This window comes from Streptomyces melanosporofaciens, from assembly GCF_900105695.1.
Classification (GTDB): Bacteria; Actinomycetota; Actinomycetes; order Streptomycetales; family Streptomycetaceae; genus Streptomyces; species Streptomyces antimycoticus.
Window position 1 is genome coordinate 5,890,719 of the sequence record NZ_FNST01000002.1, and the last position, 19,716, is coordinate 5,910,434.

At 69.2% G+C, this 19,716-nt stretch carries 16 protein-coding genes and 2 pseudogenes; 5 read left to right on the forward strand and 13 right to left on the reverse strand.

The window, feature by feature from the left end; genetic code table 11:
* Positions 1-24: 24 nt before the first annotated feature.
* From BLV72_RS28350 to BLV72_RS28370, 4 genes and pseudogenes are all read right to left on the reverse strand, one after another.
* Positions 25-333, reverse strand: coding sequence for a helix-turn-helix domain-containing protein (locus BLV72_RS28350; protein ID WP_093465757.1), 309 nt, complete (start codon positions 331-333; stop codon positions 25-27).
* A 17-nt stretch (positions 334-350) separates the two neighbouring features.
* Positions 351-668 (reverse strand): PIN domain-containing protein, encoded by a 318-nt coding sequence (locus BLV72_RS28355; protein ID WP_244321026.1) that lies wholly within the window; start codon positions 666-668, stop codon positions 351-353.
* Between the two features lie 101 nt (positions 669-769).
* Complete coding sequence (locus BLV72_RS28360; RefSeq protein ID WP_244321028.1) at positions 770-970, reverse strand: hypothetical protein; 201 nt, start codon at positions 968-970, stop codon at positions 770-772.
* A gap of 796 nt (positions 971-1,766) precedes the next feature.
* Positions 1,767-2,851, reverse strand: a pseudogene (locus tag BLV72_RS28370) (integrase core domain-containing protein).
* A gap of 282 nt (positions 2,852-3,133) precedes the next feature.
* Between BLV72_RS28370 and BLV72_RS28375 the strand changes: the two are divergent.
* The 3 genes and pseudogenes from BLV72_RS28375 to BLV72_RS28385 all read left to right on the forward strand — a co-directional run bounded on the left by BLV72_RS28375 (position 3,134) and on the right by BLV72_RS28385 (position 5,974).
* A complete protein-coding gene (locus BLV72_RS28375) occupies positions 3,134-3,976 on the forward strand; it encodes a CPBP family intramembrane glutamic endopeptidase (RefSeq protein ID WP_093465763.1) in 843 nt (280 codons plus the stop codon).
* Positions 3,973-5,298, forward strand: a complete 1,326-nt coding sequence (locus BLV72_RS28380; RefSeq protein ID WP_093465765.1) for a sensor histidine kinase — start codon at positions 3,973-3,975, stop codon at positions 5,296-5,298. Before BLV72_RS28375 ends, BLV72_RS28380 begins: the two co-directional genes overlap by 4 nt.
* Before the next feature lie 68 nt (positions 5,299-5,366).
* Positions 5,367-5,974, forward strand: a pseudogene (locus tag BLV72_RS28385) (LuxR C-terminal-related transcriptional regulator).
* Between the two features lie 49 nt (positions 5,975-6,023).
* Here BLV72_RS28385 and BLV72_RS50175 read toward each other — a convergent pair.
* Both BLV72_RS50175 and BLV72_RS28395 read right to left on the reverse strand, forming a co-directional pair.
* Positions 6,024-6,725, reverse strand: a complete 702-nt coding sequence (locus BLV72_RS50175) for an integrase core domain-containing protein (RefSeq protein ID WP_244321029.1) — start codon at positions 6,723-6,725, stop codon at positions 6,024-6,026.
* Positions 6,726-7,243: 518 nt separating this feature from the next.
* Positions 7,244-8,203 (reverse strand): NUDIX hydrolase, encoded by a 960-nt coding sequence (locus tag BLV72_RS28395; RefSeq protein WP_244321031.1) that lies wholly within the window; start codon positions 8,201-8,203, stop codon positions 7,244-7,246.
* Positions 8,204-8,307: 104 nt separating this feature from the next.
* Here BLV72_RS28395 and BLV72_RS28400 point away from each other — a divergent pair, with 104 nt between their 5' ends.
* Both BLV72_RS28400 and BLV72_RS28405 read left to right on the forward strand, forming a co-directional pair.
* Positions 8,308-9,420, forward strand: coding sequence for an integrase core domain-containing protein (locus tag BLV72_RS28400; RefSeq protein WP_093465766.1), 1,113 nt, complete (start codon positions 8,308-8,310; stop codon positions 9,418-9,420).
* Positions 9,421-9,446: 26 nt separating this feature from the next.
* Positions 9,447-10,430: an NAD(P)H-dependent flavin oxidoreductase gene (locus BLV72_RS28405; RefSeq protein WP_093465768.1), complete on the forward strand. Its 984-nt coding sequence runs from the start codon at positions 9,447-9,449 to the stop codon at positions 10,428-10,430.
* Positions 10,431-10,438: 8 nt separating this feature from the next.
* On the opposite strand, the gene BLV72_RS28410 is transcribed toward BLV72_RS28405, so the two are convergent.
* The 7 genes from BLV72_RS28410 to BLV72_RS28440 all read right to left on the reverse strand — a co-directional run bounded on the left by BLV72_RS28410 (position 10,439) and on the right by BLV72_RS28440 (position 19,686).
* Entirely contained in the window at positions 10,439-12,478 is a 2,040-nt protein-coding gene (locus BLV72_RS28410) for a glycoside hydrolase family 97 protein (protein ID WP_167746410.1), read from the reverse strand.
* Between the two features lie 594 nt (positions 12,479-13,072).
* Positions 13,073-15,418 (reverse strand): glycoside hydrolase family 65 protein, encoded by a 2,346-nt coding sequence (locus tag BLV72_RS28415; protein WP_093465772.1) that lies wholly within the window; start codon positions 15,416-15,418, stop codon positions 13,073-13,075.
* A gap of 96 nt (positions 15,419-15,514) precedes the next feature.
* Entirely contained in the window at positions 15,515-16,438 is a 924-nt protein-coding gene (locus tag BLV72_RS28420) for a DMT family transporter (RefSeq protein WP_093465774.1), read from the reverse strand.
* 185 nt (positions 16,439-16,623) lie between these two features.
* Positions 16,624-17,376: an SDR family NAD(P)-dependent oxidoreductase gene (locus BLV72_RS28425; protein WP_093465776.1), complete on the reverse strand. Its 753-nt coding sequence runs from the start codon at positions 17,374-17,376 to the stop codon at positions 16,624-16,626.
* A 254-nt stretch (positions 17,377-17,630) separates the two neighbouring features.
* Positions 17,631-18,653: a Ppx/GppA phosphatase family protein gene (locus BLV72_RS28430; protein ID WP_093465777.1), complete on the reverse strand. Its 1,023-nt coding sequence runs from the start codon at positions 18,651-18,653 to the stop codon at positions 17,631-17,633.
* 171 nt (positions 18,654-18,824) lie between these two features.
* A complete protein-coding gene (locus tag BLV72_RS28435; RefSeq protein WP_093470592.1) occupies positions 18,825-18,995 on the reverse strand; it encodes a CDGSH iron-sulfur domain-containing protein in 171 nt (56 codons plus the stop codon).
* A gap of 37 nt (positions 18,996-19,032) precedes the next feature.
* Positions 19,033-19,686 (reverse strand): HemK2/MTQ2 family protein methyltransferase, encoded by a 654-nt coding sequence (locus tag BLV72_RS28440; RefSeq protein WP_093465779.1) that lies wholly within the window; start codon positions 19,684-19,686, stop codon positions 19,033-19,035.
* Positions 19,687-19,716 lie beyond the last annotated feature (30 nt).

Here is a 19,716-nt window from a genome sequence, read left to right on the forward strand (position 1 = left end):
TGAAGAGGCCTGCCTGTGTGCGTGTCAGCTTTCTGTGGGGTGTTGTTCGGGCCATGTGGTGTGGGTGGTGTGGTCGTGGAAGTCGGCTCGCAGGGTCAGCTCGCCGCCGAGGGCGGTGATGTAAGCGGCCATGGTGTCGATCTGTGGGGTGCTGGCTCCGTTTTCGATCTGTGCGATCCGGGCCTGGCTGACGCCCAGTTCCCGGGCCAGCGCGCGCTGGCTCATCCCGCGGCTGCGCCGGGCTCTTTTCAGGAATGCCCCCCAGGTGTGGGTGGTGGTTTTGTCGGGCGGTGCCGTGTCGGTGTGCTTGGCCGGGTGTGTGGCGTGGTCCATGGTGGCCGTTGTCCTTGTCAGTCGACGCTGCCGCGTGGGGCGGTCCACTGGTGGGGTTGTCCGGTCACTTTGGCGATGGTTTCGAAGTCCGCGTCGTAGTGCAGCAAGGTCAGTCCGCATAGTTCTGCGGTGGCGGCGGTCATCAGGTCGACTGTTCCTGGTCCCTGGTGCCAGCTTGTGGCGACGAGGAGATCTTGCACCTGCCGGGCCCGGGTGAGTGCACGGTCGGGTACGGGGGTCCAGCCGAAGGCGTCGTGGAGGTAGCGCTCCAGTACGGCCCGCTCGTCGCGGCCGCCGGTGGCGCGGACCAGTTCGAGTTCGGTGATCTCGCGCACGGCCACTCAACCCTCGTCCAGGATGCCCGCCCAGTGTCGTTCCACGGCGGGGCTGCGGAACAGGCGGTTGCAGGCGCTGGTGTCGATCAGATAAGACTCGCTCACGCCGGGCGGGCCTCGCCGAAGGCGCCGCCCTCACCCGCGAGCCCGCTCAGCCGCTGCCGGGCCGCGCGACGCTGGTAGATCGCACCGACCGCAATATCCACCGCCTTGGCCACGACCTCGGTGTCATCCTCGGTGTGCAGGAGTTGCTTGGCCTCGGCGAGGCGCTCCTCGTCGATCTCAATGGTGATCTTGGCCATCATGTCCGCCCTGAATTCCTGGGCACCTTACCAATGATAATAAATCCCTTATCGATGGTGCTGGCGCAGGTGTCGCGCGGTCGACGTCAAGGCGCCTCGGCTGGGATGCTCCGCGTCGGCTCCCATGGGCGGGGGAGGGGGCTCGGGCCCACGCGGTCGAAGTCGCCGGACCGTGGTCCGCGTCATTTGAAGAAGAGATGCGTCGCCCGACTGCGCCCCGGGCGACGCCGGCTGGCGCGTAGTGTGCGGGGTGCGTACTTCTCGGGCTTCGTGCGGCGGCGTATGGCCCTGAATGGACTGCTACAGAGTGGTACGGATGGTCGCGGAGAGTTGCCGCCGGGGGTCAAGGGGGTGCAGGTTCAAATCCTGTCGTCCCGGCGGTGTGACCAGCGGGTTTGCCAGTGATGGCAGACCCGCTGATTGCGTTCGTGTGACACGTGATGGCGACGTGATGACAGTCGGTGAGCGTTGGGGCGGTGCCGCCAGGGTTGCGCTTGCCGAATACCTCGTCCATGCAGGTCACGCGGCCCGTCTGTATTCGTGGAGGATGCCGCGAAGGCGGTCGTGGCGTCGTATGTCGAGGTGGCTGAGCTTGTCCGGGTCGTCGATTGGTGTGGGTAGTGGGTGTAGCGGTCGGGCGTTCGCGATGGCCTGGTGCGGGCGATGGGAGTTGTAGAACTCCTCGAACTCCCGTAGGGCGTGGAGGAGGTGGCGCTGGTTCCAGATCAAGGTCCGGTCCAGGAGCTCGTGTCTGCAGGTCTGCACCCTGTGCCGTTCGGAAACTCGTCGTTCCTGGTCAGGCGGCGTATCTGTACTCGTTGATCACGCCGCCGAGTATTCGGGTGCGCAGAACCCGGTGAGCGGACAGGCCGACCATGGACGTCGGGTGCTCCTGGAGGAGGGGAGAGAGCTGCCCACGAGCTTGGTGGGGGCGATGACCGTTGTAATGCTGGGCGTAGGTATCGAGGACCTGCCGAGCGTGCGTCTCGTTCCAGATCAAGAGGTGGTCGAGGGCCTCGCGGCACATGGTGCCGATGACACGTTCGCGGTGCGCGTTCATCCGTGGGGACCGTGGCGCGGTCCTCATGACCTGGATGTCGTCGGCTTTGAAGACCGCGTCGAAGGACTCGGTGTACTTCGCGTCCCGGTCGCGGAGCAGGAACGCGGCGAGTCCACCCGGATACCCAACTCGACGGCGAGGTTTCTTGCCTGCTGCACCGTCCAGGGTCCGGTGGGATGGGCGGTCACTCCTGCGATGTGCAGTGGGCGTGTGCCGTGCTCGAGGAACACCAGCGCGTACACCCGGCGCAGATCGACCAGGTCGATGTGGACGAAGTCGCGGGCGATGATGGCTTGGGCTTGCGCGGTCAGGAAATCGCGCCATGTCGGACGGCTGCGGCGTGGGGCTGGATCGATGCCCGCCGCGGTGAGAATCTCCCAGATCGTCGTCGAGCCAACCGGGTGTCCGAGCCGGACCAGCTCGCCCTGAATTCTTCGACAGCCCCAACGCGGATTCTCCCTGGCGAGCCGCAGCACCAGAGCCTTCACCGCACCCGCCGTCGAAGGTCTCCCGGGCCTGCGCCGATGCTTGCTGTAGTCCCACTTCCGGGCGATCAGCCTGCGGTGCCACGCCAACAGCGTCGCGGGCGTCACCGGGAACACCTGCGCCCCCCGGCGCCGGGGGACCAGCGAGGACAGCGCTGCGAACCACAGCCGGTCCGCATGCTCGTAGCGCACTGGCCTCGTGAGCTGCCTGCGCAGCACCGCATTCTCGTGCCGGAGCACGAGCAATTCCGCGTTCTTGGCTGTGTCCCGGCGTAGCAGCACCGCCGGGACCCTGAACAGCTTCCGAGTCATCTGGTATACGAGCGAAACGATCACCCGGACAGGGTTCCAGCAGACGGTGATGGCGCGCCAGACCACCCGCGAGCAGGAGGGACGAGTTTCCGAACGGCAAGCCCAACTGGAGCCCCCCAGCGATTGGTTGGGGCCTCTTCTGGGTGACGTCCCGCCCCTCTGTCCCCCGTGAGAGCGACAAGCGAGTGTCCACCGCAAGGTGACGATTCCCCAACATCGAATCCGTAGTGTTCGAATCGCCGCGGAACGCCGGGCCGCGGACCGGAGAAGGAACCGGAGTCGGAACCGGCAAAGGGAGTCCACGTCATGAAAGCCTGGAAGGTAGTCCTGCAGGTAGTCGTCGTCTTCGGGGTCTACGCGGTGTGCGGCGGTCTCACCAACGGGGTGAAGGACAACCCCTGGCTCTCGCTCCTGGTGGGCGCCCTCACCGTGGCCGTGATGACCTTCGTCTACCGGTGGGCCGTGCGGCGCACCGAGAACCGCGAGGTGACCGAACTGCGGGGGAAGGAAGCGACGAGCGCGACCTTCTGGGGCCTGGTCTTCGGCACGCTGATGTTCCTCTGCGTCATCGGCAACATTTACTTCCTCGGTGACTACAAGGTCCACGGCATCGACTCGGTGAGCGGGGCCATCGGGCTGATCGGCTTCATGGCGGCCGCCGCCTCGACGGAGGAGATCATCTTCCGCGGACTGCTGTTCCGGCTGCTGGAACGCGGCACGGGCACGTACATCGCCCTGGTACTCTCCGGCCTCGTGTTCGGCGCCATGCACCTCCTCAACGACGACGCCACCGTCGCCGGCGCCCTGGCCATCGCCGTAGAGGCCGGCGCCATGCTCGCCGCTGGTTACACCGCCACCCGCAACTTGTGGCTGCCGATGGGCGTGCACTTCGCCTGGAACTTCATGGAGTCCGGCGTCTTCAGCACCCAGGTCTCGGGCAACGGCGACACCCACGGTCTGCTGGACGCCACCCTGTCGGGCAGCCATCTGATCACGGGCGGCGAGTTCGGTCCCGAGGCGAGCATCTACTCGGTGGTCTTCGGCATGCTGCTGGCGGTCTGCTTCCTGGTCGTGGCCCACCGCCGAGGCAACATCGTCCCCCGGCGCCGCGCCGAGCGCGTCGACACCCTCGCGGCGCTCGCCCGATGACGGAACAGCGATCCGCCGGTTCGCCGGAGCACTGGACGGACGGAGCCGGACACCGCGAGAGCGGTGGCGGGCACCGGCCGACCGGGCTCCGGCTCCGGCCGTTGGTGAACCGGGCCCGCCTGGACGGCATCCGACACCGTCTGAACAGCACCCGGAAGCGGCTCGGTGGAGTCTGGTACCGGCTGGACGTCGTCGTCCGGGACCTTCCCTTCGCACTCCTCCTCCTGATCGGTTCCTTCCTCCCGGCGCTCCGCAGCAACGGAACGGTCATCGGGGGTGTCCCCGATCGCCCGCACGACGCGGTGGCCGTCGTGGTGATCCTCCTCGAGACCCTGCCCCTGGCGGTGCGCCGGCGGTGGCCGGCCCTCTCCCTGACCCTGGTGTCCGGCGGGTTCGCCGTCGACCAGCTCCTCGGCTACCACACCTTCGCGGCCACCGCGATGGGCGTCGTGCTGGTGAGCACCGGCTCGCACCTGGAACGGCACCGCCGGAGCTTCGTGGCCGGCCTCACCGTGGCGTACGTGGCGCTGTCGGTGGGCCTCTCCCACCTCAGCACGGGCGAGACCGCCACGGAGTTCACGACCTTCTACATGGCGCTGGGCCTGGCCTGGGGCGCCGGAAGCTGGCTCCGCACCACCCGGCAGGCGGAGGCCGAACGTCGCAAGCGGGTCGCGGTGGAGACACGGAACGCCGAACGCACCCGGATAGCGAGGGAGTTGCACGACGTCGTGACCCACCACGTGACGGCGATGGTGGTGCAGGCGGAGGCTGCCCGCTATCTGACCGCCGCGCCCGAGCGGCTGGAGCAGTCCCTGAGCGCCGTCTCCGATACCGGGCGCCGGGCGATCACCGATCTGCGGCATCTGCTGGACCTGCTCAATCCCGATCACGGCACCGGGAATGGCGGCGATGCCGCGGCCGAGCCGAGGACACCGGCCGTCGGCCGCGTCCTGACCCTCGTGGAGCAGACCCGCCGGGCGGGCCAGCCGGTGGAGTTCACCGAGGAGGGCGCCCCGCCGGAGTCCACCGGCAGTTCCGACCTCGTGGCCTACCGGGTGGTGCAGGAAGCACTCACCAACGCCCTCAAGTACGCTCACGGCAGCCGCACTTCGGTCACCGTGCGGCACGGCGAGAGGGAGACCACCGTGGAGGTCAGCACGGACGGCACCGGCTCACGGGCCGCCGCCGTCGGTGGCAGCGGACGGGGGCTGGCCGGTCTGCGCGAGCGGGTCGACGTGCTCGGCGGGGACTTCAGCGCGGGCGCCGTCGCGGGCGGCGGCTTCGTCGTCCGGGCGCGGATACCGGCCGGGGGCCGCTCGTGAACACACCTCCGCCGTCCGGGTCCGCGCCGACCCGGGTGCTCGTCTGCGACGACCAGGCGCTGATCCGCATGGGCCTGGTCACCATCATCGACGCCCAGCCCGACATGGAGGTGGTGGGCGAGTGCGGTGACGGCCGGAAAGGAGTCGACCTCGCCCGCGAGCTCGACCCGGACGTCGTGGTCATGGACATCCGCATGCCGGTCCTCGACGGCCTCGAAGCCACCCGCCTGCTGGCGGGGGCCGGGGTCGCCCATCCCGTCAAGGTCCTCGTGGTCACCACGTTCAACCTCGACGAATACGTCTACGAGGCGCTGCGCGCCGGAGCGAGCGGCTTCCTCCTCAAGGACGCCCCGCCCGACCACCTGCTGCACGGCATGCGCACGGTCGCCATGGGCGCGGCGCTCCTCGACCCCGAGGTCACCCGCCAGCTCGTCGGCCGGTACGCGACCCGCATCCGCCCCACCGACAGCGCCCCCGAGGACATTCCGCTCACCCCCGCGAGCTGGAGGTGCTGCGGCTGATCGCGGACGGCCTGTCCAACAGCGAGATCGCCGCCGCCCTCGTTATCAGCCAGGAGACGGTGAAGACGTTCGTCTCCCGCATACTCACCAAGCTGAACCTGCGCGACCGCGTCCAGGCGGTCGTCTACGCGTTCCGTCGCGGCCTGGCGAGCTGAGCCCCCACGGGCCTGGGGCGAATTCAAGCGGTCGTGGCAACACCGCTGGTCATGCGGCTGTTGTCAGTAGCTTAGCGAGGCGCTCGGCTGGGGTTTCCCAGCCGAGCGTTTTACAGTCCCCCTCATCATCCACAGGAAACGCACGGCTCAGCAGCCTGATCGGAATATTGACACCCTTCAGGGGTCGGTGGCTGTTGAAGTGGCGTGCGTAGTCGTGGAGGATCTTCTCGGCGTGACCACGGCCGAAGAGCAGGACACGGTCGGTGCACTCTTCCCTCACCGAGCGGATGAAGCGTTCTGCGTGTGGGTTACAGTTGGGGCTGCGTGGAGGGATCTTGGTCACAGTGATGTCCTCGCTGGCGAACACGGCGTCGAAAGCGGCCGTGAATTTCGCGTCCCGGTCGCGGATGAGGTGAGTGAATTCTGCTGCGTGCTCACCAAGTTGCCACAGGAACTGCCGGGCCTGCTGAGTGACCCATGCGGCGGTGGGGTGAGCGGTGACGCCGAGGATATGGACGGTGCGGGTATGCACCTCCATGACGAACAGTGCGTAGAGGCGCTGCAGGCTGATGGTGTCGACATGGAAGAGATCGGTGGCGAGCAGGCCGTTGGCCTGGGCCTTGAGGAAGGCAGCCCACTCACCGCGCGCCGGCTGGCGGCGCGGCGCGGGGCCGAGACCGGCAGCACGCAGCACCCGACGGACGGTGGTGGGGCTAACTTTGTACCCGAGGCGGCGCAGTTCGCCGTGCACGCGCCGGAAACCCCATCGGGAGTTCTCGGCGCCGAGCCGGATGAGTCGCGGATCTCCTCGGGCAGCGGAGGCCGCCCGGTAGACGGCGACTGCGTCCACTTCTGCTTCACCAGACGCTGGTGCCAGGCCGGCAGGGTGCGCGGTGAGGCGATCCGGTGTTCGCGCAGGGGGCGGGGGAGCAGTCGGGACAGGGCGGCGAGCAGTGCACGGTCCGGCCATCCGGGCTTGGGCGAGGTGACCTGCCGACGCAGAACCGCGAGCTCGTGCCGCAGGATCAGTATCTCTACATTCTTGGTCGCAGCGGATCGAGTCATCAGGAACAGCCACGCGAAGATCCGCGTGGCGATCAGGTAGGTAAGCCGTACCAGCATGAGGACTGATCATGCTGGACACCAGGTGGCCACGTATGTTGCCCCAGGTCAGGTCCGGTGAAGCCATTCTGGAACGCTACGGGGTATCTGGACGCCCGGCCGCTGTCGCAGCGGGCACGCGACTGGATGCATCGGTCGATGCGCCGGTCATGTGGGCCAGCCCGTCTCGCTGTACAGTTCGCCGTTCTGGATCTTCGCGATAGCCAGTCGGGTATAGGGGACGAGGTCGTCGGGAAGGGCGGCGGGATCCCAGAACTTCCACTGGGTGCACTTGTCCGGCTCGCGCAGCACCGGCTCGCCACTCCAGGTACGGGCGCGGAAAAACAGGCCCAGGAGGGGAGGGTTCCTGGGCTTACCGATGTGGTGGACGACATGGACGAGTTCCACGTCCTGGCGCTCGATGTGCAGCCCGGCTTCCTCCCTCGCCTCCCTGATCAGGCAGGCGATGGCGTTCTCCTGCTCGCAGTGGCCAGCCAGGACGTGCCAGGTGGATGGCGCGAACGCGGAGTCGGGGTGGCGCAGCCCGAGCAGCACCGTCCCGTCGGGGCGTTCCAGGTAGAGGTGGACGCCGATGATGTTGGAGACCGTGCCGTGCGGCGAAGCCAGACGTTCCTCCTCGGGTTCCGGCCCGCTCTGCGCCGCCGGAAGGCTGGCGGCGTGGCGCCGTACGAGGTCGCTGGTCGTGTCCGCGATGCGCAGGCGGTGGAGGTCGTCGGGGGCGAACCAGGCGAGCATTACTCCTTCGGTCAGGCGGAGTTCGCGCGGGTCGCCGTTCCAGCGGCCTGCGTAGATGGCAATGGGTACGGTCGTGCCGTCGTCGTGGGAGGCGTACTCGGTGCCGAACGGGGACAGGTCGGCGAGATCGAGGCCGGCTTCCTCGGCCAGTTCGCGCCGCACGGTGTGTTCCAGGGTGGCGTCCTGGGGCTCTCGGCCGCCGCCCAGCAGGGACCACATGCCCGGCTCCCAGATCTGACCGGGGAAGTAGTCGCGGAGATGGAGCAGGTACTCGCCGCGGTCGTTGTAGATCAGGGCCGAGGCGTTGGCCGTCTCCGGTTCGACCTGGAGCGGCAGTTTAAGCAACTTCTCGCGCAGTGCCGGGGAGGTCACCCGGTCCACGGGACGCCACTCGATGCCTGAAGGGTGTCTTTATTGCCGCACGGTCGCTGACCTGGGGCTTTGTGATCGTCCACGTATGGGCATGATCACTGATTGTGGGTCTGCGACTGCTCTACTTGATCTTCTGCCGGCTACTGGGCTGCCTTCTTTTGCTGGGCCGGTCGACCGCCGCGAACAACGCCGAGATCCTCGCGCTTCGTCATGAGGTCGCTGTGCTTCGCCGGCAAGTAGTGCGGCCGCGGCTTTCATGGGCTGATCGTGCCGTGCTCTCCGCTCTCGCCCGGCACCTGCCATCCGTCGTGCGCCGCCATCGGCTGGTTACCCCCGGGACGCTGCTGGCCTGGCACCGTCGTCTGGTGCGCTGGAAGTGGCGTCAGACGACGGTCAGACCCGGTCGGCCACCGCTGGCAGAAGAGATTGCGGCGCTCATCCAGCGCCTGGCGCGAGAGAACCCGACCTGGGGGTACGTCAGGATCCAAGGTGAGCTGCGACGGCTTGGCCATCGGGTTGCCGCCGCCACGATTCGGCGCGTCCTGCGCCGCTCCGGTCTACCGCCTGCACCGCAGCGCGCATCCCAGCAGACCTGGCGTACCTTCCTCCGAGCCCAGGCCCATACGCTTCTGGCCTGCGATTTCATGCACGTGGACACTGTCTTCCTCAAACGTCTCTACGTCTTCTTCGTCATGGAGACTGCCACCCGGCGCGTGAACGTCCTGGGCGTCACCGCCCACCCGACCGGCGTATGGGTCACTCAGCTCGCCCGCAATCTGCTCATGGACCTCGGCGACAGGGCTGGGTGCTTCCGGTTCCTCATCCGTGACCGGGACAGCAAGTTCACCGCCGCGTTCGACGCCGTCTTCGTCGGCAACGGCACAGCCGTCATACCGACTCCGCCGCAAAGTCCCCGGTCCAACGCGTGCGCCGAACGATGGATACGTACAGCCCGCGCCGAGTGCACCGACCGACTCCTGATCACCGGTGAACGACACCTGCGTACGGTCCTCAACCTGTACGCAGAGCACTACAACACGGGACGGGCCCACCGAAGCCTTGGCCTACGAGCACCCGACGACGACCCGAACGTCATCCCCCTGCCCGCTGCCGCGGTCAGGCGCCGCCAGGTACTTGGCGGACTGCTCAACGAGTACCACAGCACGTCACCCCGGCTGCCTCACCATCCACAGGAAACGCCCAGCTCAGCAGCCTAAATGGAATATTGACACCCTTCAGGGGCATGGCGTTGTCGACGGAGTTGACGGAGTTGTTGGGCCTGCGGCATCCGATCGTGCTGGCACCGATGGGGGGTGCGGCCGGGGGCGCGCTGGCCGCGGCCGTCTCGCGGGCGGGCGGGCTCGGGCTGGTGGGCGGTGCGTACGGGGATCGGGCCTGGCTGGAGCGGGAGCTGGCGATCGTCGCGGAAGGCACCGACCAGCCGTGGGGTGTCGGGTTTCTGACCTGGGCGATCGATGTCGGCGCGGTGGAGCGGGCGCTGGAGTTCCATCCCGCGGCGGTGATGTTGTCCTTCGGGGACCCGAGCCCGTTCGCCGACCGGATCCGCCGGTCGGGTGCGGTTCTGATCGTTCAGGCCACCGATCTGGACGAGGCCGAGCGGGCCCTGGACGTGGGCGCTGACGTCATCGTGGCGCAGGGAACCGAGAGCGGTGGCCACGGGGCCCGTCGCGGGCGGTCCACGCTGCCGTTCGTGCCGCTCGTGGTGGACCTCGCGGCACCGGTGCCGGTCCTGGCCGCCGGCGGTATCGCCGACGGCCGCGGCGTCGCCGCGGCCCTGGCCCTGGGCGCCGCCGGCGCTCTCATCGGCACCCGCTTCCAGGCCACGACCGAAGCCCTGGTCGACCGCTCCGTCAGCAAGGCCCTTGTCGAAGGGCGCGGCCAGGACACCGAACGCAACAGCGTGCTGGACATCGCTCGCGGCGCGAGCTGGCCCCTCGAGAAGTACACCGCCCGTACGCTCGGCCATCCCTATCTCGACCGCTGGCGCGGCCGGGAGGCCGAGCTGGCCGGCGACTCCCGGGCGCGTCAGGACTACCAGGACGATGTGGCACGAGGGGTGATTCCGCCCCTGCCGATCTGGGCGGGCGAGGGCGTCGACCTGATCACCGATGTGCCGTCCGCGGCCGACCTCGTCACCGAGCTGGCGGCCCAGGCCGAGGACGCACTGCTCCGGGCCGGAAGGCTCCGTCCGAACGACCGCTCTTGAATGGACGGCTAATGCCGCGCGGGGCGGAACCGGATCGCGGTGCCGCCGCCGGCGACGAGTCGCAGGGTGAGCACCGTGGACGTTCGCACCGTGGTTGTCTCGACATCGATCGGGAGCGGGTTGTCGTGCCAGCTGGTGTCAGCGGCGTCGCGGTAGATCTCGGCTCGGTACCGACCCGGTCCCAGGAACCGCAGCGGCACCCGCAGGATCCGGTCCTGCTCGTCGGTGATCGCGCCGAGATACCAGGTGTGGCCCTTGCGGCGGGCGGCGACCGTGTAGTCGCCGATCACGCAGTCGAGGAACCGGGTCTCGTCCCAAGTGGCCGGGAGGTCCTTCAGATAGGCGAAACCCGGGTGGGAGCGGTAGTTCTCCGGGGTGTCGGCCAGCATCTGCAGCGGGCTGAAGAACAGTGTGTACAGGGCGAGTTGAGCGGCCGATGTGGTCTGTACGCGGGTGCCGAGTCCGGCCGGGTCCCACGTCACGTTGAGCACGCCCGGGGTGTAGTCGGCCGGCCCGCCCATGAACCGGGTGAACGGCAGGATGGTGGCCTGCTCCGGCGGATTCCCGAGCTTCCCCATGTAGTTCTGCTGCTCCATCCCGGCCACCCCCTCACCGGTCATCATGTTCGGGTAGGTGCGGGCCAGTCCGGTCGGTTTGATGGCCTCGTGCGCGACGACCATGATTTTGTAGCGGGCCGCGGTGTCGACGACCCGCTGATAGTGGCGCACGGCTTCCTGGTCGAAGTGGCTGCGGTTCACCCCGCCCAGCTCGAACCTGGTGGCATAGCCGGTCTTGACCGAGTGGATGCCGAGCTCGGCGTACCGCGCGAAGATCGTGTCCAGGTGCTGCTCGTAGTAGTCGACGAAGCCGCGGGTCTCGTTGTGAGCGGTGAACCCGATGCCATTGGCCCGTGCGTAGCCCAGCACCTCGGGCAGATCGAAGTCCGGCTGTGGCGTCAGGAAGTCCTGGCCGGTCCATTGGCCGCCGGCATGGGTGTTCCAGCCCTCGGCGAGAACGCTGCTCGCGCCCGCCTCCCTGGCGAAGTCGATGTACTGCTTGACACGTTCGGTCGTCGCCCCATGGTGTGGCCCCGCGGTCCAGGTGGTGTGGCGCCGCTGCAGTTCCCACCACACGCCGACGTAGGTGCCGGGCGAGATCCATGACGTATCGGTGAGCGCACACGGCTCGTTCAGGTTCTCGATCAGGTGCGATTCGGCGAGATCACCGGGACGGTCACCGATGGTCAGCGTGCGCCACGGGGTGGAGAACTCGCCCGACAGCCGGGCCTTCGTGCCGTCGGGAAGGCTGATCAGTTCACTGGTGAACGTACCCGGCCGGGTGGTGTCGGCGGCGAGGGTCATGCTCGGATAGTCGATCAGCGCCGCCTCGTGCACGACGACGTACTGACCGTCCGTCGTGGCCAACGTCAGCGGGGACTGCGCGGTGTCCACGTCGGACAAGGGGGCCCGCCGGTAATGCTGTTCGTCGGCCCGCCAGTCGGTACCCGCCTTCAGCGACCAGCTCGTGGCCGTCGGCGGCAGCGCGAACTCGGTGCGCTCGGCGGTGACCGTGTAGGTGTCGAGCCCGGTCTGCGCCGGCAGGTGGTAGCGGAATCCGACGCCGTCGTCGAAGACCCGGATGACCAGGTCCAGCCGTATTCCACTCGCCGGCTGCACGGTCCGCAGCACGCACTCCCTGGCATGGTTGCGGACGAGCGCGTCGGGGCCCCACACCGGACGCCATGACTCCTTGATGGTTCTGCGCCTGACGGATTCCACCACCAGGCCGCCGGTGAGCGATGGCCGGCCGGCCAGGTCGAGCCCGAGCCCGGAGGGCGCGACCAGGACCCGGCCGTCACGCACGACCCGATACCGAAGAGATCCGTTCGCCGTGAGGACGGTTACCCGCAACCGGCCATGGGGCGAGTGGACCGTGACCTGGCCGGGCGTCTCGGCGAACGAGGTGGTGGCGGTGGCGCTGAACGCCCCGGTGAGTGCGGCGCCGGCGGTGGCGCCAAGAACCGTACGACGGTCTGGCTTGCTGACCACTTCACCCTCCATTAAGGCTGGCCGGGGCGTGGACAACAGACGGGATACGTCCTGTCCCGGATCATGGCTGCCCGGCGTTGGCTTCGTAGGCGCCTCCTGACGTTCCGCGCTGCGCGGCCGGTCTTGCGCGTCAGGAGTTCTGATCGGATGTGCGGGGTTGTTCCATGGCTCGGGATGTGGTGAGGACGGTGCCGTCGTCTCCCTTCCCCGAGCCACCGCCTCGAACCGGATGTGCGTGCCTCAGGTATCCGGCTCTGAGCCCCGCCATGGGACGCGCCCCGGGTTCAGCCGCCAGCCACCAGGTCGTTCCGGTAGGTAGGCGTAGCCCACCGCTTGGGCGCGGTCGGTCCTCCTCGCCCGCACGCAGCCTTCCCCGCCGACCGCACCGCCGCCTGGCCCCTGGACGACGACGCGACCGCCCCGGCGATCGCGCGCCGGCACGCCCGCTCCCAACTCGCCAGCTGGCCTGTTCATCTGCGCCCAACTCACCCAGAACTGGGGCATCCGCTACAACGGGCAGGGAAAGACCGTCTGGACCGAGCAGCCCCTCACGCAGCAGCCCCTCACGCAGCAGCCCGGGTAGTACCGGCGCGGTCAGCGCCGTGGTTCGGGTCGTCTGCCCGGCGGTTGGACGGGCTCGGGCAGGGCCGCTGGGCGCTCGACGGGGCGGGTCTGGGGCGAGCCCTTGGACAGGGTGATGACCTCGCCGCCGTGGCTGATCCGGAGCGGCTCGCCGTCCCGCAAGGTGTAGCTGACCTGCGAGCCCGTGATGTCGACCCGCAGACAGCGCTGCCGGATCATTACGGAGAAGGCCAGCCGGCTGAGGCTCTCGGGGAGCCGGGGCGCGAAGTACAGGACGTCCCCGTGGTCGCGCATGCCGCCGAAGCCGGCCACCAGTCCCACCCAGGTGCCTGCCAGGGAGGCGATGTGCAGGCCGTCGCGGGTGTTCTTCTCCAGATCCGCCAGGTCCATCAGCGCGGCCTCGCCCAGGTAGTCGAAGGCGAGCCGCACATGGCCCACTTCGGCGGCCATCACACACTGGACACAGGCCGACAGCGAGGAGTCCCGGACCGTCAGCGGCTCGTAGTAGGCGAAGTTGCGCGCCTTCTGGTCGGCTTCGAAGGCATCGCCGCACAGATACATCGCCAGCACCAAATCCGCCTGTTTGACCACCTGCTTGCGGTACAGGTCGAAATACGGGAAATGCAGCATCAGCGGGTACAGCTCGGGTGGCGTGTCCGCGAAATCCCATACGTCGAGGCCGGTGTAGCCGGCCGACTGCTCGTGCAGGCCGAGTGCGCTCACATACGGCACGGACATCGCCTTGGCCGCGTCACGCCATCCGGCGGCCTCTTCCTTGTCGACGCCGAGCGCCGCGGCCTGCTCCGGGTGGCGTTCGGCCACATCGGCGGCGGCCCGCAGATTCGCCCCGGCCATGAGGTTGGTGTACGTGTTGTCGTTCGCGAGCGCGCTGTACTCGTCGGGGCCGGTGACGCCATTGATGTGAAAGCGGCCCCCGGAGTCGTGATGGCCGAGGGAATGCCACAATCGGGCGGTCTCCACCAGCAGTTCCACACCGGTGCGGCGTTCGAAGTCGGTGTCGCCGGTGGCCCAGATGTAGCGCACGACAGCGGCGGCGATATCCGCGTTGATGTGGAAGGCCGCGGTTCCGGCCGGCCAGTACCCGGAGCATTCCGCCCCGTCGATCGTGCGCCAGGGGAAGACCGCGCCCCGCAGTCCGAGCTGCCTTGCGCGCGCCCGCGCCGCCGGCAGGGTGCTCTGCCGCCAGTGCAGGGCCTCCGCGACGCAGTTCGGCGAGGCGTAGGTGAGCAGTGGCAGAACGAACGTCTCGGTGTCCCAGAACGCGTGTCCGTCGTATCCGGAGCCGGTCAGGCCCTTGGCCGGGATCGACCGCTGCTCGGCTCGGCTGCCCGCCTGCAGCACATGGAAGAGGGCGAAGCGGATGGCCTGCTGGATTTCCGCGTCCCCGTCGACCTCGATATCGGCATGGTGCCAGAAGCCGTCGAGATACTCGCGCTGCTGGTCGACCAGGCCCTGCCAGCCGGTGTTGCGCGCACCGGTGAGCGCCGCCTCGACCTGGTCCCGGACGGCGGGCAGCGAGCGGATTCCGGACCAGCCGTAGGAGACGAACTTCTCGATGCGAAGCGTCTCGCCGGGGTCCAGGACCGCGCTGACGGTGAAGCGCCCCACGTCGTCCGCGCTCTCACTGGAGCTCCGGGTGGATCCGGGGCCCCGCACCACATGGTCGGCCGCGGCCGCGATCCGCTGATTGCTCGCCGCCGTGTGGTGCACCAGGCGCAACCGCGTATCGACCGCGGCGTGCTCCTCGGGCCGAAGGCACGACTTCAGGGCGGCGCCGACCCGGGGATCGCCGCCGAGCGCGGGCAGTTGCTCATTGGCGACGAGCTCCGACTGGACGACCACGCTCGTCCGGGCGTCCACCGGCTCCACTTCGTAGGCGACCGCGGCGATGGCGCGCTGAGTGAAGGAGACCAGCCTGGTGGAGCGCACCCGTACCGTCCTGCCGACCGGCGATGTCCACTCGCAGACGCGGTGGAGCAGGCCGGTGCGCAGATCGAGCACGCGCTCATGTGAACGCAACCGCCCGTAGCGCAAGTCGAACGGTTCGTCGTCGACCAGCAGCCGGATGAGCTTGCCGTTGGTCACGTTGATCACCGTCTGGCCGGACTCGGGGAATCCGTAGCCGGCTTCCGCGTACGGCAGCGGATGCTGCTCGTGCACTCCGTTGAGATAGCTGCCGGGCAGGGCGTGCGGCTCGCCCTCGTCGAGGTTGCCGCGCCAGCCGACATGCCCGTTGGACACGGAGAAAACGGATTCGCTCTGCGCGAGTACGTCCAGGTTGAGCTCGGTCTCGCGCAAGCACCACGGCTCGACGGCGTAGGCATGGTGGCTGATCACTTTCGACCCTCCAACAGCTCGTAGAGGTCCGACGCCACGACGCTCATTGTGTCCGGGAGGCCCAACTTCGCCGTATCCACGATTCTACTGGTGACGTCACCCGCGCGCCGCCGCAGGCTCCCCGAGACCACCGAGCTCATCCCTGCTCCGGTCGACACACTGGGCGAGGCACCGCGTGTGGGACAGCCCGAAGATTCCGTACAGCAGCACACTCAGTCCCAGCAGCGCCGGTACGAGCCAGAATCCGGCGCGCGGCTGCTCGCCGTAGAGCGTCACACCGAGACAGAAGCTCACCGTGGCATCGCCGAGCGTCAAAGCGGGTTGCGAGCCGATCAGCGGGCCCCCTTGCATGGCGACCCCCAGCAGGAACAGGGAAAAGGCGCCGACAGCCGCGAAGCTGTACGTCTGCCACGCGGCGAAAAAGGCGACGGCGCCCTGATCGGAAAGAATGTTCATGGCCGACTTGACCAGCGCGGCGGTGACGGCGTTTCCGATGGCCGCCGCTGCCGCCAGGCAGGCCGCTCGCATCAGACCGGTGGGGCGTCGCAGACCGGCGAGAACGAGGGCGGCGCCGATCCCTCCGGTGACCGCGAGCCCCGGCACCCACCAGATCCCGGGCACCTGGTCGCGCCCTCCGGTGGGGGCCAGGGAGAAGAGGACCAGAGCCAGCCCACCGACGATGCAGGCCACACACATCCATGCCTTGCGCGTCACACCGACCCGGAAGACGATCCCTCCGATCACCAGCGCCAGCGGAAGTTCGAGGATGAAGATGGGCTGCACGGTGGCGAGCGATCCGGTGGCCAGTGCGAGGGCCTGAAAGAGGGCGGCGAAGACGACTCCGAGCATTCCGCCGAACCAGACCGGAGTGTGCAGAAGGTCGCGGACCAGCCCGAGGCGCAATGATCGTGACGCGGGAACGGTGAGCGCTGCGCGGCGCTGCAACACCGTCCCGAGGGCGTTGCTGCCGGCCGCGAGCAGGGCGAACACGATCGACAGCACGATCGTCATCGTCACCATGGGCACCACTCCTGGGCTCGCGTGCTTCTCTCCTGGTGCGCTCCCTGGGCCCTTCCGCCAGGTTACACAGATCGCGCGCGGCCATGGCCTCCGCCGATTGCCGGCGGAGGCCATCAGAGGGACACCGGCCCTGGATCCTCCCGGTGGGCGAGGCCCAGGGCCGTGCGGCGACCGCCCGCGCCGGGTCAGACGGCCACGCGGCCGCCGTCGACCGGCAGCACCGCGCCCTGGACGAAGCTCGCCGCCTCGCTCGCCAGGAAGGTGATGGCCTCGGCGATCTCCTCGGGCGCGGCGGGCCGTCCGGTGGGCGCCTGCGCGGCGAGAGCCGTCAGATCCTCACCCATACCGGCGGTGCCCTCCGTGCGGGTCGGCCCCGGCTCGACGGCGTTGAACCGGACCCCGCGCGGGCCGTACTCGGCGGCCCACGACTTGGTGAGCAGGTTCAACGCCGCCTTGCTCGATCCGTACAGCGCCATTCCCGGCGCCCCGTACTCGGCGACCATGGTGCTCACGTTGATGACCGCCCCGTAGCCGCGCTCCGCCATCGCCGGGGCGAGCTCCGCCACCAGGTAGAACGGCGCCTTCACATTCAGCGCGTAGACGGTGTCGACATCGCTCTGCGGCGTCTGGTCCGTCGGCCCGAACGGGAAGATCCCGGCGTTGTTGACCAGGACGTCGACCCGGCCGCCGCCCAGTTCCCGGGCCTCGCGGGCCAGCTTGCGCACGGACTCGGCGTCCCGCAGATCAGCGGCGACGAAGTCCGCCTTGCCGCCACGGCCGCGGATGGAGCCGACCACTGCCTCACCCCGCGCCCTGTCCCGGCCCGCGACCAGCACATGCGCGCCCCGTTCGGCCAGCTTCGCCGCGGTGGCCGCACCGATACCGCTGGTCGCCCCGGTCACCAACGCGACGCTCCCGGCAAGGTATGCAGAACTCATCAGCCCATCCTTCGCTTGTATCACGGGTATTCCACGGGAGCGATATCGCTTCCCCCGCCGATCGCCGGCTCATTGCCGTGGCGATGTCCGTTACAAGCGCGGGTGGTCTGCCGATGATGTCGCTCGGCCATAGGAGAAGCCAATGGCGGCCATCATCCGTGGATCGGCCGGTCCGGAACCCGTGCCCGATCGGCCGGTCCGGGTGATGCCGCGGCCTCCCGTTCTCATGCGTCGGCCGTCACCGCCTCGATCTCTCATACGTCGGCCGACACCGCCTCGATCCCGTGGAGCCGCCGGTGGTCGGCGGGGGCCGGGAGCGAGGTGAGTGCCGGGGGAGCGGGAGGCTCGCCTTCGAGACCGGAGACGTAGTCGAGCAGGACGCCCTCGCGCAGGCCCCACGGGCACGTGGTGAGCCGCTCCACCTCCATCACCTCCATGACGGCCTCCGCGACGATCGCCCCGGCCAGGGACTGATGCGCCCTGGAGGCGGAGATGCCGCGCAGCCTCGCTCGCTGCTCGTCCGTCTTGGCCGCGAGTTGGGGCACCCAGGGCCCCAGGTCCTTCCGGCTGAGCATGTGGGGCGCGGGCAGGCCGTTGTGGGGCTGTGGCTTTCCGGCGAGGCGGGCCAGTTGCGTGAAGGCCCTCGATGTGGCGACGCAGGAGGCGGGCGCGGGCTGGGCGCGCAGTTCGGCCGTGCACTGGCCGAGCACGGAGCGTACGTGCCGGCGCAACGCTTGGACGTCCCGCTTCTTCACCGGTGTGGCATCGGGCAGATGGTGTCGGGTGAGCCGGTCGGCGCCCAGGGGCAGCGAGACGGCGAGGTCGGGGTACCTGCCGGGGCCGCAGGCGATTTCCAGCGAGCCACCGCCGATGTCGAGGAGCAGGATCCGCCCCGCCGACCAGCCGAGCCAGCCGCGTGCCGCCCTGAACGTCAGTCGTGCCTCCTCCTCGCCGGTCATGAAACCCACGCGGATACCGGTGGCGGCCTCGATCTCGCCGAGCACGGCGTCCCGGTTGGTGGCGTCCCGCACCGCCGATGTGGCGAAGGGGATCAGGCGGTCGACATGGTGGGCGAGAGCGGCCGCGGCACTCGCGGTCACGGCGCCGACCAGGGACCGGATCGCGTCAGGCCGGATCACCCCCTGGCGATCGGTCGCCTCGGCCACACGGACCGGCTGTTTCCACGAGGCCACCGACTCCGGGGGCCTGCCCGGAGCCAGCTCGGCGATCATGAGGTGGACCGTACGGGATCCGATGTCGATCACTCCACAGCGCATATGCCCTGAGTGCCCCACCCGCCGCGAGTTCAGACCTCCGTTGATCGCGCTTCACCTGGAGAACACCTGCACAGGGGGTTGCGCGATGCTCCGGAGGCGACGGCGGGGTGACGGCGAAGCGGCGGGGCGCGGGTGAGGCGGGCGGCGCTCTGCTACGTCGCCTCCGATCCGCTACGTCGCCTCCGATCCGCGCCGCGACCTCGGCGGCCTGCGGCGGTGGCTGGTATCGCACCACGGGTAGCGGGCGCTGCGGCCGCACAGGCATACGGCCACCGTGAAGCGGTCGGAGCGCACCACGCTGCCGTCGGGCAGGGTGATCTCGACCGGCCCTTCGATCAGCATCGGGCCGTCGGTCCCCAGCCGCACCCGCACCGCGCTGTCACGTTCGTCGTTCGGCACGGATCACCACCAGCTCTTCCTTCGTCTCGCCCGGGGCGATCAGCCCCTGGGCCTCCAGCCAGGGCGCCTGCGCGCGCAGCACCGGCCCGAACGGGACCGTGCGGCGGTCGGCCACGGCCGCCCGCAGACCGCTCTGAGTCAACTGCGCCACGGTTCGCTCCGTCCCGCTCAGCGCCGAGTGCACCAGCAGCAGTACGCCGCCGGGACGCAGCAACGGTGGCGCGTCCCGGCAGATCCGGTCGAGCACCGCCCGTCCGTCGGCCCCGGCCCGCCAGGCCAGACCGCGGCCCCGGCGGGCCCCTCGCCCCGCCGCCGGCACATAGGGCGGGTTGGCGACGATGAGATCGAACCCGCGGCCCGCCACCGGTGTCAGCAGGTCGCCGTGGAGGACACGCACCGGCAGCCCCCTCAGGCGGGCCCGCAGCCAGGTGGCGCCCACGGCGAGTGGCGAGACGTCCACCGCGGTCACCTGGGCCGCACCGCGCCCGGCCGCGACGAGGGCCAGGGCCCCGCTGCCGGTCCCCACATCCAGGACGGCCGTGCCGGCCGTGATGCGCTCCCGCAGCAATGCCTCGGCCAGCAGCCACGTGTCGTCCTGCGGGGCGTACACACCCGGCGGCGTCTTGAACATCATCAGCGGCGAGTACCCCCACAGGGCCGTGGT